This window comes from Caulobacter sp. FV1ye13L, assembly GCF_058681155.1.
In genome coordinates this window covers 1,971,357-1,984,152 of record NZ_CM178732.1, presented here as the reverse complement: position 1 = coordinate 1,984,152, position 12,796 = coordinate 1,971,357, and the positions used below count along the sequence as shown (strand labels likewise).

The window sequence follows — 12,796 nt, the reverse complement described above, 5'->3', positions numbered from 1 at the left end:
CGCTACGGCCGGGATGACAAGCAAAATTTCGAGATCAAACCAGCGCGCCGGCCTTCTCGGCCGCCGCCAAACGCTCGGCCATGCCGGAGCCGTACATCCGCTGCACCCGCTCCAGCACCTTGGCCGGCGCGGTTTCCGGGCGCCCCGAATTGAACGGCGGCGCGGGGGCGTACTCGACGCCCAGTTGGATGGCCTGGGCCACGTCCTCGCCGGCGATCTCGGCGGCGATGGTCAGGGCGAAGTCGATCCCGGCCGTGACCCCGCCGCCGGTGAAGACCTTGCCGTCGCGCACCACGCGGGCCGGATCAGGAATCGCGCCGAACAAGGCCAGTTGGTCGCGCCAAGCCCAGTGGCAGGCCGCCCGCTTGCCCTTCAGCAGGCCTGCGGCGCCCAGCACCAGCGAGCCGGTGCAGACCGAGGTCACATAGCGCGCGCCCCAGGCCAGGCGGCGGATCTCGTCGAGAAAGGCCGGATTGGCCATGGCTTCGGTGGTCCCGAACCCGCCCGGCACCACCAGCACGTCGCACGCCTCGACATCGGTCAGGCGCGGCAGATGCGCGAAGATCAGGCCATCGGCCTCGATCTCGCCGCCATCGAGGCAGGCGACCGTGACTTTCGCGCCGGGAAGGCGGCATAGGATCTGGTGGGGACCGGTGAAGTCCAGATGGGTGACGCCCGGAAACAGGGCGAAGACGATGTTGAGGGGCTGGGTCTGGGTCATCGACGCCTCCGTGATTGACGCCGCATCATCCCGCGCCTAGCGTCTGGCTGAAATGACATAATTCCCTCGGATTCCGCCATGCCCCGCACGATCGGCTTTCTGGTCTTTCCGGACTTCCAGCTGCTGGACGCCACCGGCCCGATCGCCGCGTTCGAGATCGCCGCGCGGTTCTCGCCGGGGGCTTACCGGCTGGCGTTCCTGTCGCGGGACGGCGGCATGGTGGCCAGCTCCTCGGGCATGGCCGTCGCCACCACCGCCCTGGCTGACGCGCCGCCGCTGGACACGCTGATCGTTTCGGGCGGCGACGGGGTGCATGGGCCCGCGATCTGTGAGGCCACCCTGGCCTATGTGCGTGACACCGCCAAGACGGCCCGCCGCGTCGCCAGCGTCTGTTCGGGAACCTACATCCTGGCGCAGGCCGGCCTGCTGGACGGCAAGCGCGCCACCACCCACTGGAGCCGGACGAAAGACATCCAGAAGCGCTATCCGGCCATCAAGCTCGAGCCCGACAGGATCTTCGTCCAGGACGGCATGATCTGGAGCTCGGCCGGCATCACCGCCGGTATCGACCTGTCCCTGGCCCTGATCGGCGCCGACGAGGGCGAGCCCGTGGCCCGCCGGGTGGCCCAGCAGCTGGTGGTCTATCACCGCCGCCCTGGCGGCCAGTCGCAGTTCTCGGCGCTGATCGACCTGAAGGCCGGGCGCTTTGACGCCGTCATGGCCTGGGCCCGCGAGAACCTGGCCGAGAGCCTCAGCGTCGAGCAGCTGGCCGACCGCGCCGCCATGAGCCCGCGCAATTTCGCCCGCCTGTTCGCCGCAGAGACCGGCGTCACCCCGGCCAAGGCCGTGGAACGCCTGCGTGTCGAGGCCGCCCGCGCCCTGCTGGACAGCCAGCCGCTGCAGGTCGAAGACGTGGCCCTGGAGACCGGCTTTGGCGATCCGGAACGCATGCGCCGCGCCTTCATCCGGGCGTTCGGCCAGCCGCCCCAGTCGCTGCGACGCACGGCCAAGGCCGGCTAGGCGGGAAAGCCTAGTGCCCCCCGCCCCGCGCCGGGTGGGGGATCCTGGCGACATCCGCCGCCGTCACCGGCTTGGGGTAGGCGTTGCCGAAACTGGTACGGATATAGGTCACCACCTGCGCGATCTGCGCATCGTCCAGCGGTCCCGCCAGGCTGGGCATGCCGCCCTTGCCCAGGACGATGGCCGAGATCGGATAGGCCGCCCCGGCCAGACGCGGATTGGACGCCAGGGCCGGGATGGTCCCCGCGCCCACGCCGCCCTTGGCGTCGGCCATGTGGCAGGCCTGGCAGACGGCCTCATAGACCTGCTGGCCCGTAACCGGTTTGGCGACGCGAACCACGCCGCCGCCGGTGTCGCCGCCCGCCGGGGTCTGGGCGACAGCGGGCGCGGCGATGGCCAGCAGGCCGACGATGATCGCGGAGGAAAGACGAACGGTCATGCTCAGGCCTCCAGGGCGCGCTTGTGCAGGCGAGTAATGGCGTCGATCGAGGACAGCAGCGCCCCCTCCATCCAGCAGCCCACATAGGAGGCGTGCTCGCCGGCCAGGACGATGCGGCGGTCCATGCCCACCAGGGTCTGGTAGTGCTCCTTGCGGGTCTCCTCGGTCCAGCGGGCGCAGCAGCCCAGCGCCCACGGCACGCGGCTCCAGGCCACCGAGGCGCCGCTGGCGAACTCCTTGCGATAGCTGGCCGGGTGCAGCACCGAGCCCTGTTGCAGGGCCACCTCGATCCGCTGCTCGGGCGTCATGCCGGCCAGCCGATAGGCCCCCATCTCGCGGGCGAAGGCCCCCAGCAGCACGGCCGGGCCGTCGCCGAAGAAGTTGCTGTTGGGATAGGAGATCAGGGCGATCTCCTGGTCGGTGAAGCTGTGGCCGCCATAGATGGAGTCCTCCTCCTCCCAGAAGCGACGCTTCATCTCCAGGCCGATCTTGACCTGGCCCGAATAGGGCACGGCCTTGATGGCGGCCATCATCTCGTCGGTGACCTGGGTGTCGATCTGGCCCAGCACCGACAGCGGGATGGTGCAGACGCACCAATCGGCTTCCGCCGTCGAGACCTTGCCCGTCTTGGTGTCGGCATAGGTGACGGCCACGCCCTTGTCGTCCTGGGCGATCTTGCTGACCTTGGCATTGTATCTCACCAACCCTTCCACCTGCTTGGCGAAGGCCTTGCCGATCATGTCCATGCCGCCGACCGGCTGGAACATGGTGGTCTGCATCTCGTGACCCATGAAGAAGGCCATCGAGGTCCAGACCTGCGGGTCCAGCACGTCGTGGAAATCATACAGGGCCGACGGGATCGGCGCGCCGTTGATCCCGCCGCCGGGCGGGCGGTCATAGCCCCGGTGCGAGGCCGAGCGCAGGTTCGAGGCGTATTTGTAGTCCTTGTCCAGCATGCCCCAGCCCTTCAGGGCCTCCAGCAGGCGCTCGCGGTCCTCGGGGGTGACTTGCTGGTCCAGGGCGTTCTGGTTGACCGACTTGGCCAGCAGCTCGGCGACATTGCCCTCGAAGTCGGCCGCCGCGGCCTTGAAGCGCACAGGCTTGCCGCCGAACGATTGCGACGAGTGGATCCAGGTGTTGTGGTTGAACTGGATGAACGGCTCCAGCGCCACGCCGAACGACTTGCAATAGTGCAGCAGGGTCTTGTGATGGTGCGGGATGCGCCAGGGTCCGGGGTTGAAATAGTTGCCCGGCGCATAGCCGACCTTCTGGGTGGCCCCGCCCAGCTCGGTATAGGTGTCGCCGCCGCGCAGCGACCAGTTCCGGCCGCCGGCCCGGTCCTGATATTCGAGGATCTGCACCTTGTAGCCGGCCTTGGTCAGCTCGTGGGCCGCCAGCATGCCGGCCAGGCCCGCCCCCAGCACAATCACCGAAGCGCCCTTGCGCGCCCCGGCCAGGTTGGGCGGACCGGCGAACTGCGTCTCGGCCGCATGGCCCAGGGTGGTCATGGCCTGATACAGCGCCGCCGTGCCTCCGACGGCGGCGATGGCGGACAGCAGCTGTCGCCTTGTGGGTGTTCGTGCGCCCAGTTCCATCCGACGAAATCCCCTCGCGCCGCCCGTCCGGCGGCTGTCGGGATCGAGCTAACGAGGACTCGGGCGGCTTGGCGCGGGGGATGTGAGGTCGCAGGGGATCAATGGCGAGGCGTCAGCCATTTGGGGCGCCCTGGGAACGGGGGTGCGCAGGAAGTATGCAGCCGGCGCTGCGCATGGAGGGCGGGCGGGCGGGCGGGCGGGGAGCACTAGCTGTGATCAAACCCGACAACAGAAACACCCCACCGCCAACACACTCTTGTCATCCCGGCCGCAGCGAAGCGGAGCGCCGGGACCTATGGGCGGCCGCACGGCGTCGACCAAGGGCTCCCTATCGGGAGCGTCACCTGAAACCAGTCTGTTTCACCCCAAGCTTGCGGAAGCTGTCCGGGAGCCAAGAGCCGGCGCATCGCGGTTGCCCCTGGGTCCCGGCGCTCCGCTTCGCTACGGCCGGGATGACAAGATTTTGTGGACGAGGTCAGAGGCCGTGAAGCGGACCTTTCGACGGGCCGCGAGGGGTGGATTGCGGACGTTATCGAGGACACAACGCGGCTTTTAGAGGTCAATATAAAATGGCCCGCCGAACCACCAATGTACCTCCGTTACGACGCCATCGTTCAGGTCGAGGGTGATCACCCCGTTTCTCCACGACGTGTCGCGATAGGAGACTTCGCTGCGTCCCGATAGCACCGGGGATGACGGATAATCGCCAGCACCACGAGCCTTCTCTTCCTCAGTGCCGACCCACCACAACACATATGTAGGTTCGAACTGAGATCGAATGGTTTGGTCGGCTTCCCGCCAGTGCATTCCAACACGTAGGCCGAACCTACTCCCGGATGTCAGTTCGCCGACCTCAGTGTGTAGTCCAGCTTTTGTGAGATCGCTGTGGGGCCACCATGCCACCCACGCGCCTGCAGACCCAATGACGAGAAACATCGCCGCTAGTAGCCAGAGAAATATCCGCACTCCTGCCCCCTGACAGCCGCCTTGAAGCCAAGGCCGGTCGGATTGTCTGCTCAGGCTCAAATGTCCGCAACGAGTCGCGCCCAGCCATCAGCACAGGCGCCGGATCCGGACATTCCGATCGCAGCCGCGAGACATTGTCGGCCCCGGTTAGCACAAAGGGCGCCCGCCGCCCCTACCCCCTCGCCTCCAGCCGGCGCGTCAGAACCGCCACCTGCGCCTCCAGCCGGGCCAGGGCCTCGGCGTTGTGGCGGCTCAGCTGGGCGATGTCGCGCTCGCGCAGGGCGTCCAGCTTGGCGTGCAGGTGCATGATCTCCAGCTCGGCGCGCAGGTTGACGACATAGTCGTGCTCGGCGTTCTGGCGGTCCTTCAGGGCCTGGCGGTTCTGGCTCATCATGATCACCGGCGCCTGCAGGGCCGCGACCGTCGACAGCAGCAGGTTCAGGAAGATGAAGGGATAGGGGTCGAAGGCCACATCGAAGCGCTTGAGCACGACGTTCAGCGCGATCCAGGCCATCAGCGCCGCGCTGAACCCGCCGATGAAGGCCCACGATCCACCCACCTTGGCCACGGAGTCGGCCAGCCGGTCCCAAAAGGTGCGATCGTCATTGATCAGCGTCTTGTTCAGGCCGGTCGGGGCCTCGTCGCAGATCAGGTCGATGACGCTCTTCTGGACGTCGGTCAGGTCGTCATAGGCAACCGAGAGCAATTGACGGGAAAGCTGATCCAGACGGTCGTCAATATTCATTCACATTCTCCCGAGCCCATCTCGATTGACACACGCGCCAGCGGCAAGTCACGGTCTAGCCGTCGCGACGCCGACGCACCCTATCCCGCGCTGGAGACACCCATGGCCTACAAGTTCATAATCAAGAAGGACAAGGCGGGCGAGTTCCGCGTCAACTTCGTCTACAACAGCGAAGTGATGTTCTCGACCGAGGGCTATTCGTCGAAGGCCTCGGCCAAGAACGCCATCGAATCCTTCAAGAAGAACGGCCCCGAGGCCGAAACCGACGACCAGACCGACTGATCCGCGCCTTTGCGCCCGCGCCCCCCGAGCACCTCCTGGGTGGGCGCGGGTCTTGACCCCTCCCCGTCCTCGGCGTCTGATCGCTGATAACAAATAAGGGGAGGATCGCCGATGAGCGCCAATGCTGACGTTGCTGCCAAGGGCCGCAAGACCATCTTCATCACCGGCGCCGCCAGCGGCATCGGCCTGGCCAGCGCCAAGCGCTTCGTTGCTGCGGGCTGGTTCGTCGGCCTGTCGGACATCGACACCGCAGGCCTGAAAGCCGCCCTGCTGGCCATCGGCCCCGCCAATGGCGCGACGTTCAAGCTGGACGTCCGCGACCGCCAGGCCTGGGACAACGCCCTGGGCGAGTTCGGGCGGATGACCGGCGGCAAGCTGGACGCCCTGCTCAACAATGCCGGCATCGCCCGGTTCGGCAATCTGGAAGAACTGAGCGAAGCCGACTGCGACCTGCAGATCGACATCAACATCAAGGGCGTGGTCAACGGCGCGCGGGCCGGCCTGCCGCTGCTGAAGGCTGGCGGCGGGCGGCTGATCAATGTGGCGTCCTGCGCCGGCCTCTATGGCTCGCCCAAGCTGGCGGTCTATTCCGCCACCAAGTTCGCGGTGCGCGGCCTGTCCGAGGCCCTGGACGTCGAATACGCCCAGCACGGCGTCAGCGTCGCCTGCGTGATGCCGTGGTTCATCGAGACGCCGATCCTCAACGCCGGGGCGGCGGGCAGCAACGAGAACATGTCCGACGCCCTGAAAAAGGGCGGGCTGGAGGTCTATCCCGTCGAGGACGCCGCCGAGGTGGTGTTCAAGTCAGCGACCGGCAAGGACCTGCACTACATGGTGGGCAAGCGGGCCAAGCAGATGCGCTTCGCCAGCAGCCACATGCCCGGCTCCGTCAGGAAGCAGCTGCGCTCGCGGCCGCTGATGTCGTCCTGACGCCGTCGGCCGAGCTCTTGTCGACCACTGGCTTGGCCGGCGCGGAAGCCGGCTCGGTCAGCTGACCCAGCGGGCCGCCCATGCCGTTGCCGACCGGCGCGGCCTGGGCGGCCGGCGCAGCGATGGCGTTGGCGGCATAGACGACGCCGCCAAGACCGCTCCCCAGACCGCTCATCGGCTTGCCGTCGGCGGTGATGCCGGCGATTTCCGGGGCGTTGGGCATGTCGTCCAGGGTCGAGGGACGCGGGGTCGACGAGAACGCGCCCGGCGCGCCGGCCCGACCGCCGAAGCGGTAGAAGACGTGCATGCCGACCTGGGCGACCTTCAGCAGGCGCGGACCCCAGCCCGGCGCGACGCCGGTGGTGTGGAAGTGGGTGGCCGAACCGACCTCGTTCATCACGGCCCCGCTCAGGGCGCGCGAGGCGATCTTCTGGGCCCGGCTCCAGGCGCCGCGTTCGCGGCCCCGGTTCATCGAGCCGTCGCAGGCGAAGCTGAACTGGCAGCCGATCTTGCGATAGGCGCCCTGGAAGACGACGCCGCAGATGGATTTCGGGAAAGCCGGATGGCGGACGCGGTTCAGCACCACCTGGGCCACGGCGGCCTGGCCGCTGGGGGTCTCGCCACGGGCTTCGTAATAGACGGCCTCGGCCAGGCAATCGAGCTCGCGCGAGCTCTCCAGCACATTGCCAAGGCGGAAGGGCGAAGCGGCCGGATTGAACGGGCCGCCATAGCTGGCGCGCAGCATGAGAGGACCACTGCGGGGAACCGAAGCATCGGCTCGGCGGTTCTCCAGACGTGCGACCAGCAGGGAAATCTGGCGGTCGCGCTGAGCGGCGCCCGCGACGGTGTAGGGGTCGTGACGACGGGCCACGGCGAGCGCGCCCTGGTCCATACGCGACGCGGCATTCATCAGGGCGACGTCGGAGAAGCCCTCCGAGGCGCCGTCTGCAAGGCGTGTAACACGGGCGTGCTGGCTGGCGGTCTGGGCAAGCCCACCCGCCAGATAAACGGCGCCCAAAGCCAGGCCCGTAGCGGACCCGACCAATACGGCGCCGACCAGCGCGCGCGCATCTGCGCGCGTCTGCGACTTGATATACAAAACTCGTGTCCTGCGCGGCGAGGGCGAACCGCCCCCCGACAAAATCACTTCTGAGAACCCGGAAATCTTACTGTCGGGCAGTCCCAGAAGCGGGGGTTCGGCCGTTTCACGATATGGCCGAAAACCCACTTATGACGGGCTTATGAACGATATGCGCTCGAGTCGCAAGCACATGCCGCAGTGCAGCATTGAATCTGGGCCCATTGGCCGCAGTCAAGATCGTTAACGCCTTGATTCGCTAGAAAAACCCGACAGTGAAAAAAATCGCTGCTCTGCCGCAGCGCGAAGCATTGATCGGACTGTTCTAAACCCCTTGATTCAGGGAACGCCAAGCCATCGAGCGTCGTTACTCAAGCCAGACAAATACCGTCTAAGAGGAGCGCGCCATGCCCCCCAAACCCAGTGCCTGCCGGACCCTTTCCCTCGCTGCCCTGGCCTCGCTTTCCGCCCTGGCTCTCAGCGCCTGCGGCCACAATATGGAGCAGCGGGCGGCGACCGGCGCCATGACCGGCGCGGTGGTCGCCGGACCGGTCGGCGCGGTCGTCGGAGCCGGGGTCGGGGCGGTGGTCGACACCGCCGCCAAGCCGAAGAACTAGGGCTTCAACCGGCCCGGGATCCGTCCCGGGCCGGCGGCAGCAACCGCCAGCCCTCGATCAGGATCTTGCCGGCGCAGACGGCGGCGGCGATCACAGCGACGATCCTGAAGGTATGGTCGGCGACATGGCGAAGGGTCACGAAGTCCTCGGCCGAGGCGCCCGGCCCGGCGAACATCACCAGCGGCATCTCGCGCCACAGGGCATAGGCCAGGACGATGCCGGCGATCGACAGCACGATCTCGGCCACCGCCCGCGGCCTGATCCAGGCCGGGCGGATCACCAGGATCAGGCCGGACAGCGCCTGGCCGATGGCCAGCAGCAGGATCGGCGTGTGCAACTGGGTCAGGATCGGCGCCAGCGTGATCTGCAGTTCGCCGTCGTGGCCAAACGGCCCCCGGCTGCCGGGAAAGTCCACGACGCCGGCCCACCACAGGGCGAAGAAGGTCATGAAGATGACCTCGAACAGGGCCTCGAAGCGGGTGGTGCGGAACCACGACTTCTTCGTCGAGATGTGCGGCAGGTCGCTGACCCTCCACTGGCCAAAGTCGCCGGTCTTGATCCAGCCGCGCTCAACCATCGCCCCGATGATGGTGATCACACCGATCAGTTGCAGGGCTGTGGGAATAAAGTCGTGGATCACGCGGCTGGGAATGCCCGCCATGCCGCCATGCGCTCCCGTCAGGCCCTGGACCACCGCAGGAATGACGCCGACGACGAGGGCGATGGCCAGGGCCACCTTCACCGCGAAAATGTAGAAGGGGTAGAGCTCCACCCCAATCAGGGCGCGTTGGGGTCCGTAGCGGCCGGCCACGGCCAGGGGATGGCCAAAGTCGCGAAACAGGGCTTCGAGAGCCTTTTTGTCGAGCGGGCGGCCCTGCTGGGCTTCCTTCTCCTCGATACGGCTCATCAGAACGTCGCGCAGCTCGGCGACGATGTCCTGGCGTTGGCCGGCGGGCAGCAGGGCGGCGATGGCGCCCAGATAGCGGTCGAGCAGATCCATGATCCGTCCTCTCCTCAGAGCAGGGGTTGCAGGGTGTCGTTGATGGAGCGCCATTCGTCGGCCAGCCGGGCCAGCACGGCCTCGCCCTCGCTCGACAGGCGGTAGAAACGCTTCTTGCGCTTGTCTTCCTCGCGCCACTCGCTGGTCAGCAGGCCCTGCCCTTCCAGCCGGCGCAGCATGGGATAGAGCGCGCCTTCGTCGATCTCGACGCCCACCGAGGCCAGCGCCTGGCGCAGGCTGTAGCCGTAGCGCTCGACCCGCAGCTGGGCGAGGACGGCGAGGATCAGGGTTCCGCGCCGAAGCTCCTGGCGGAGCTGCTCAAAGATGTCCGTATCGCTGGGCATGGTGTGCGCCGTATCGTGTGCGCCACATGGTGTGTGACGCACACTGTGTGGCGCACAGTGAACTGAGAGTCAATCGCCCGCATCCCGATGTTCGCTGGCGGCGTATATCCGGGTGAAGCTCGCCCCGTCGGGCCAGGAGATCCAGACCATGCACCGCCGCACCCTCTTCGCCCTGCTGGCGACCAGCCTGGCGTTCTCCGGCGTCCCGGCCGCCGCCCAGGCCCCGCTCGACATCGCCGCCCTGCGGCTGGCCACGGTCGGGGCGTGGGAGGGCAAGCTGGAATATCGCGACTATCAGGCCGACCGCTGGTTTGGCATTCCGATGAAGGTCCGGATCGAGGACGGCGGCGACGGCGTCACCCTGATCCGCAAGGCCGACTTCGACGACGGCCCCAAGGTGGGCAATGTGCGCATCACCACGGTGGACCTGCTGGATACGGCCACCGGCAAGGAAACCTCGGCCAGCTTCCGCGAGGGCCGCGAGACCAGCCTCGAGACCAGCGCCCTGCGCCTGGCCGCGCCGGCGGTCGACGCCAGCCACTGGACGATCATCGCCGAAACAGACAGCCGCGATGACGACCGTCCGGCCCGCCTGCGCGTGACCACCGTCCGTGACGGCGATCGGATGACCACCCTGAAGGAGGTCGACTTCCTCGACGACGCCGCCGAGGCCTGGATCCAGCGCAACCGCTCGACGCTGACCCGCGTCGGCGGCTGAGCCGGACAACCGGGGCGCAGGCGAGGCACCGAAGCGCCGCCTGCGCCGGCCGGCCTACTTCACGTCGGTCACGAACTGGTCGCGCGGACGGCGGACCTTCTCGAGATTGACCAGCCAGTCGCCCTCGGGCTGGCGATAGCCCAGCGGGATGATGACCACCGAGCGCAGGCCGCGCTCACGCAGGCCGAGGATCTCGTCCAGCGAGGCCGGATCGAAGCCCTCCATCGGCGTCGCATCGACCTCTTCAAAGGCCGCCTGGGCCAGGGACAGGCCGACAGCGATATAGGCCTGACGGGCGGCGTGCTCATAGTTCAGCTGGGCGTCGCGCTGCGGATAGGAGGCCAGCAGCATCTGGCGGTAGTTCTCCCAGCCCTCGTTGCGGATGCCCCGGACCTCGTTGACCAGGTCGAACATGTGGTTGATGCGGTCGGCCGTGTAATTATCCCAGGCGGCGAACACCAGCAGGTGCGAGCCGTCGGTGATCTGGGCCTGGTTCCAGGCGATGGCCTTGATCTTCTCGCGCACCTCGGGGTTGGTCACCACATAGACCTCGAACGGCTGCAAGCCGCTGGAGGTCGGGGCCAGGCGCGCAGCCTCGACAATGCGCTCGACCTTGTCGTCCGACACGGCCTTGGCCGGATCCATCTTCTTGGTGGCGTAGCGCCAGTTCAGCTTTTCAAGCAGCACGGGGAACCCTCGATAGGCCGCAACGGCGCGGCGATAACCCCATTTGGCGGCGCACCACCAAAACCGCAACGGGTGCGGTTCCTGAATTTTTCAGCGCCTGACAGACGATGCCCCGCCCCGTTGCGGGATTTTCGCTCACCGCCGCATTCCGGCGGCAAACTCGACGCGCATCTCTAGGTGGATTGCAGAATCACGCCATGAAAGACGCCAGCGTCTCTGTTTTGGCCGGGCCAAGGTCCAGATCGCTTGAACTGGGTTCCCGGCCGACCGCCTGGACCTGAAAAGCCCACGGAACACCAGCGTCGCGTCTTGACCAGTATTCTGACCAACAGATGGGCCGCCCTGGCGGCGCAGGCGCTGAACGCCGCCAACAAGACGCTGATCACGGCCCAGACCCGTATCGCGACGGGGCTTCGCATCGCCTCGGCCAAGGACAACGGCGCGCTGTGGGGCGTGGGCGTGCGCATGCGCAGCGAGGTCAGCGCCCTGGGGACGGTCAAGGACAGCCTGGGTCGCGGCCAGTCGCTGCTGCAGGTGGCCTCGGCCGGCGCCGAGCAGATCGTCGACCTGCTGGCCAAGGCGCGCGAGAAGGCGGTGGCCCTGCGCGACACCTCGCTGTCGACGTCCGCCCAGGACGCCCTGCGCGCCGATATCCAGGCCCTGCAGGACCAGATTGAACGCACCGCCCTGCAGGCCGAGTTCGACGGCAAGCGCCCCCTGGCCGACAAGCAGGTGCCGACCACCGTCACCTACACCTCCAGCAGCTATGGCGCGGCCACGCCCTCGGCCCTGACGCCGGCCTCGCTGAGCGGGTCGATCGCGCCCAGTTCCGGCGTCGCCTCCCAGACCGTGGTGCGTGACGGGGGCACGGCGTCCGGGCGGGTCGATCTCTATCTGGACGCCTATTCGGTGCCCGACGTGCTGGAGATCTGGCAGGGCGGGACCCGCGTCGCGGCGACCGGCCGGGCCTATGTCGCCGCCGGCGCCGGGGTCGGGGCCGGAACCGCCGTCTCGGGCCAGAACATCCTCAGCTTCGACTATCACCCGGCGGCCGGCCGCAATCTGGAATTCCGGTTCAACGAGAACGGCAGCGCCAGCGGCACGGCCTGGGCGGTGCCCGGCGTGGAACTGCGCGCCCTCGCCTCGCCCCGCCCCGTCGCGGCGACCTCTTCCACCGTCGTGCCCGGGGTGCTGGTCTCGGCCCCGCTGAACTACGCCTTCGTCTCCGGGACCGACGGCGAGGCCGAGAGCGTCTCGTCCAAGGCCATGACCCTGAACGCCCTGGGGCTGGACCGGATCGACTGGAGCCAACCGGGCGGGGTGCTGGAGAGCATCGACATCGCCGTGACCAAGGCCAATGAGGCCGCCGTCTATTTCGGCCAGCGCGCCGAGGCCTTTGACAGGCTGGTCGCCCAGACCGGCCAGCTGGCCGACACCCTGGAGACCGGGGTCGGCAATCTGGTCGACGCTGACCTGCCCCAGGAAAGCGCCCGGCTGGAAGCGGCCCAGAGCCGCCAGTCCCTGGCCGTGACCGCCCTGTCGATCGCCAACGCCTATCCGCGCTGGCTGGCCGACCTGTTCCGCTAGGCCGACTGCCGCCACCTGCCGCCAGCCTGCTGACATCAGGCGTCAGCAGCGCCCCTAGCCATCGACC

The 12,796-nt window shown here is 67.7% G+C and carries 14 protein-coding genes; 6 read left to right on the top strand and 8 right to left on the bottom strand.

Annotated elements, in window-relative coordinates:
* Positions 1 to 34 precede the first annotated feature (34 nt).
* Positions 35 to 721: a DJ-1/PfpI family protein gene (locus ACW176_RS09505; RefSeq protein WP_492111774.1), complete on the bottom strand. Its 687-nt coding sequence runs from the start codon at positions 719 to 721 to the stop codon at positions 35 to 37.
* Positions 722 to 799: 78 nt separating this feature from the next.
* On the opposite strand from ACW176_RS09505, the gene ACW176_RS09500 reads away from it, so the two are divergent.
* Positions 800 to 1,741, top strand: coding sequence for a GlxA family transcriptional regulator (locus ACW176_RS09500; protein WP_492111773.1), 942 nt, complete (start codon positions 800 to 802; stop codon positions 1,739 to 1,741).
* A 10-nt stretch (positions 1,742 to 1,751) separates the two neighbouring features.
* Here the strand turns inward: ACW176_RS09500 and ACW176_RS09495 are convergent, their stop codons facing one another.
* The 3 genes from ACW176_RS09495 to ACW176_RS09485 all read right to left on the bottom strand — a co-directional run bounded on the left by ACW176_RS09495 (position 1,752) and on the right by ACW176_RS09485 (position 5,486).
* Positions 1,752 to 2,180 (bottom strand): c-type cytochrome, encoded by a 429-nt coding sequence (locus ACW176_RS09495; protein WP_492111772.1) that lies wholly within the window; start codon positions 2,178 to 2,180, stop codon positions 1,752 to 1,754.
* A 2-nt stretch (positions 2,181 to 2,182) separates the two neighbouring features.
* Complete coding sequence (locus ACW176_RS09490) at positions 2,183 to 3,775, bottom strand: flavin monoamine oxidase family protein (RefSeq protein ID WP_492111771.1); 1,593 nt, start codon at positions 3,773 to 3,775, stop codon at positions 2,183 to 2,185.
* 1,138 nt (positions 3,776 to 4,913) lie between these two features.
* On the bottom strand, positions 4,914 to 5,486 hold the full coding sequence (locus ACW176_RS09485) for a DUF1003 domain-containing protein (RefSeq protein ID WP_492111770.1): 573 nt from the start codon (positions 5,484 to 5,486) through the stop codon (positions 4,914 to 4,916).
* Between the two features lie 102 nt (positions 5,487 to 5,588).
* On the opposite strand from ACW176_RS09485, the gene ACW176_RS09480 reads away from it, so the two are divergent.
* Both ACW176_RS09480 and ACW176_RS09475 read left to right on the top strand, forming a co-directional pair.
* Positions 5,589 to 5,768 carry a YegP family protein gene (locus tag ACW176_RS09480; protein ID WP_419254254.1) on the top strand — a complete coding sequence of 60 codons (180 nt, stop codon included), beginning with the start codon at positions 5,589 to 5,591 and terminating at the stop codon, positions 5,766 to 5,768.
* 111 nt (positions 5,769 to 5,879) lie between these two features.
* The gene (locus tag ACW176_RS09475) at positions 5,880 to 6,698 is read left to right on the top strand and encodes an SDR family oxidoreductase (protein WP_492111769.1); all 819 of its coding nucleotides are present in this window, start codon (positions 5,880 to 5,882) and stop codon (positions 6,696 to 6,698) included.
* Here ACW176_RS09475 and ACW176_RS09470 read toward each other — a convergent pair.
* Positions 6,658 to 7,797 (bottom strand): cell wall hydrolase, encoded by a 1,140-nt coding sequence (locus ACW176_RS09470; protein ID WP_492111768.1) that lies wholly within the window; start codon positions 7,795 to 7,797, stop codon positions 6,658 to 6,660. The two genes, ACW176_RS09475 and ACW176_RS09470, sit on opposite strands and share 41 nt — an antisense overlap.
* 386 nt (positions 7,798 to 8,183) lie before the next feature.
* Here ACW176_RS09470 and ACW176_RS09465 point away from each other — a divergent pair, with 386 nt between their 5' ends.
* A complete protein-coding gene (locus tag ACW176_RS09465; protein ID WP_492111767.1) occupies positions 8,184 to 8,393 on the top strand; it encodes a hypothetical protein in 210 nt (69 codons plus the stop codon).
* Positions 8,394 to 8,397: 4 nt separating this feature from the next.
* Here ACW176_RS09465 and ACW176_RS09460 read toward each other — a convergent pair whose 3' ends face one another.
* Together ACW176_RS09460 and ACW176_RS09455 are read right to left on the bottom strand one after the other, a co-directional pair.
* Positions 8,398 to 9,393: a hypothetical protein gene (locus tag ACW176_RS09460; protein WP_492111766.1), complete on the bottom strand. Its 996-nt coding sequence runs from the start codon at positions 9,391 to 9,393 to the stop codon at positions 8,398 to 8,400.
* A 14-nt stretch (positions 9,394 to 9,407) separates the two neighbouring features.
* Positions 9,408 to 9,737: a PadR family transcriptional regulator gene (locus ACW176_RS09455; RefSeq protein WP_492058212.1), complete on the bottom strand. Its 330-nt coding sequence runs from the start codon at positions 9,735 to 9,737 to the stop codon at positions 9,408 to 9,410.
* A 112-nt stretch (positions 9,738 to 9,849) separates the two neighbouring features.
* Between ACW176_RS09455 and ACW176_RS09450 the strand changes: the two genes are divergently transcribed.
* Positions 9,850 to 10,455: a hypothetical protein gene (locus tag ACW176_RS09450; RefSeq protein ID WP_492111765.1), complete on the top strand. Its 606-nt coding sequence runs from the start codon at positions 9,850 to 9,852 to the stop codon at positions 10,453 to 10,455.
* 54 nt (positions 10,456 to 10,509) lie between these two features.
* Here the strand turns inward: ACW176_RS09450 and ACW176_RS09445 are convergent, their stop codons facing one another.
* On the bottom strand, positions 10,510 to 11,142 hold the full coding sequence (locus tag ACW176_RS09445) for an NAD(P)H-dependent oxidoreductase (protein WP_492111764.1): 633 nt from the start codon (positions 11,140 to 11,142) through the stop codon (positions 10,510 to 10,512).
* 309 nt (positions 11,143 to 11,451) lie between these two features.
* Here ACW176_RS09445 and ACW176_RS09440 point away from each other — a divergent pair, with 309 nt between their 5' ends.
* Entirely contained in the window at positions 11,452 to 12,729 is a 1,278-nt protein-coding gene (locus tag ACW176_RS09440; protein WP_492111763.1) for a flagellin N-terminal helical domain-containing protein, read from the top strand.
* Positions 12,730 to 12,796 lie beyond the last annotated feature (67 nt).

Bases quoted from the DNA above. Each gene is read 5' to 3' on its own strand.
- ACW176_RS09500 (WP_492111773.1), top strand. From the start codon at position 800: ATGCCCCGCACGATCGGCTTTCTGGTCTTTCCGGACTTCCAGCTGCTG.
- ACW176_RS09480 (WP_419254254.1), top strand. From the start codon at position 5,589: ATGGCCTACAAGTTCATAATCAAGAAGGACAAGGCGGGCGAGTTCCGC.
- ACW176_RS09460 (WP_492111766.1), bottom strand. From the start codon at position 9,393: ATGGATCTGCTCGACCGCTATCTGGGCGCCATCGCCGCCCTGCTGCCC.
- ACW176_RS09475 (WP_492111769.1), top strand. From the start codon at position 5,880: ATGAGCGCCAATGCTGACGTTGCTGCCAAGGGCCGCAAGACCATCTTC.
- ACW176_RS09505 (WP_492111774.1), bottom strand. From the start codon at position 721: ATGACCCAGACCCAGCCCCTCAACATCGTCTTCGCCCTGTTTCCGGGC.
- ACW176_RS09455 (WP_492058212.1), bottom strand. From the start codon at position 9,737: ATGCCCAGCGATACGGACATCTTTGAGCAGCTCCGCCAGGAGCTTCGG.
- ACW176_RS09465 (WP_492111767.1), top strand. From the start codon at position 8,184: ATGCCCCCCAAACCCAGTGCCTGCCGGACCCTTTCCCTCGCTGCCCTG.
- ACW176_RS09490 (WP_492111771.1), bottom strand. From the start codon at position 3,775: ATGGAACTGGGCGCACGAACACCCACAAGGCGACAGCTGCTGTCCGCC.
- ACW176_RS09495 (WP_492111772.1), bottom strand. From the start codon at position 2,180: ATGACCGTTCGTCTTTCCTCCGCGATCATCGTCGGCCTGCTGGCCATC.
- ACW176_RS09485 (WP_492111770.1), bottom strand. From the start codon at position 5,486: ATGAATATTGACGACCGTCTGGATCAGCTTTCCCGTCAATTGCTCTCG.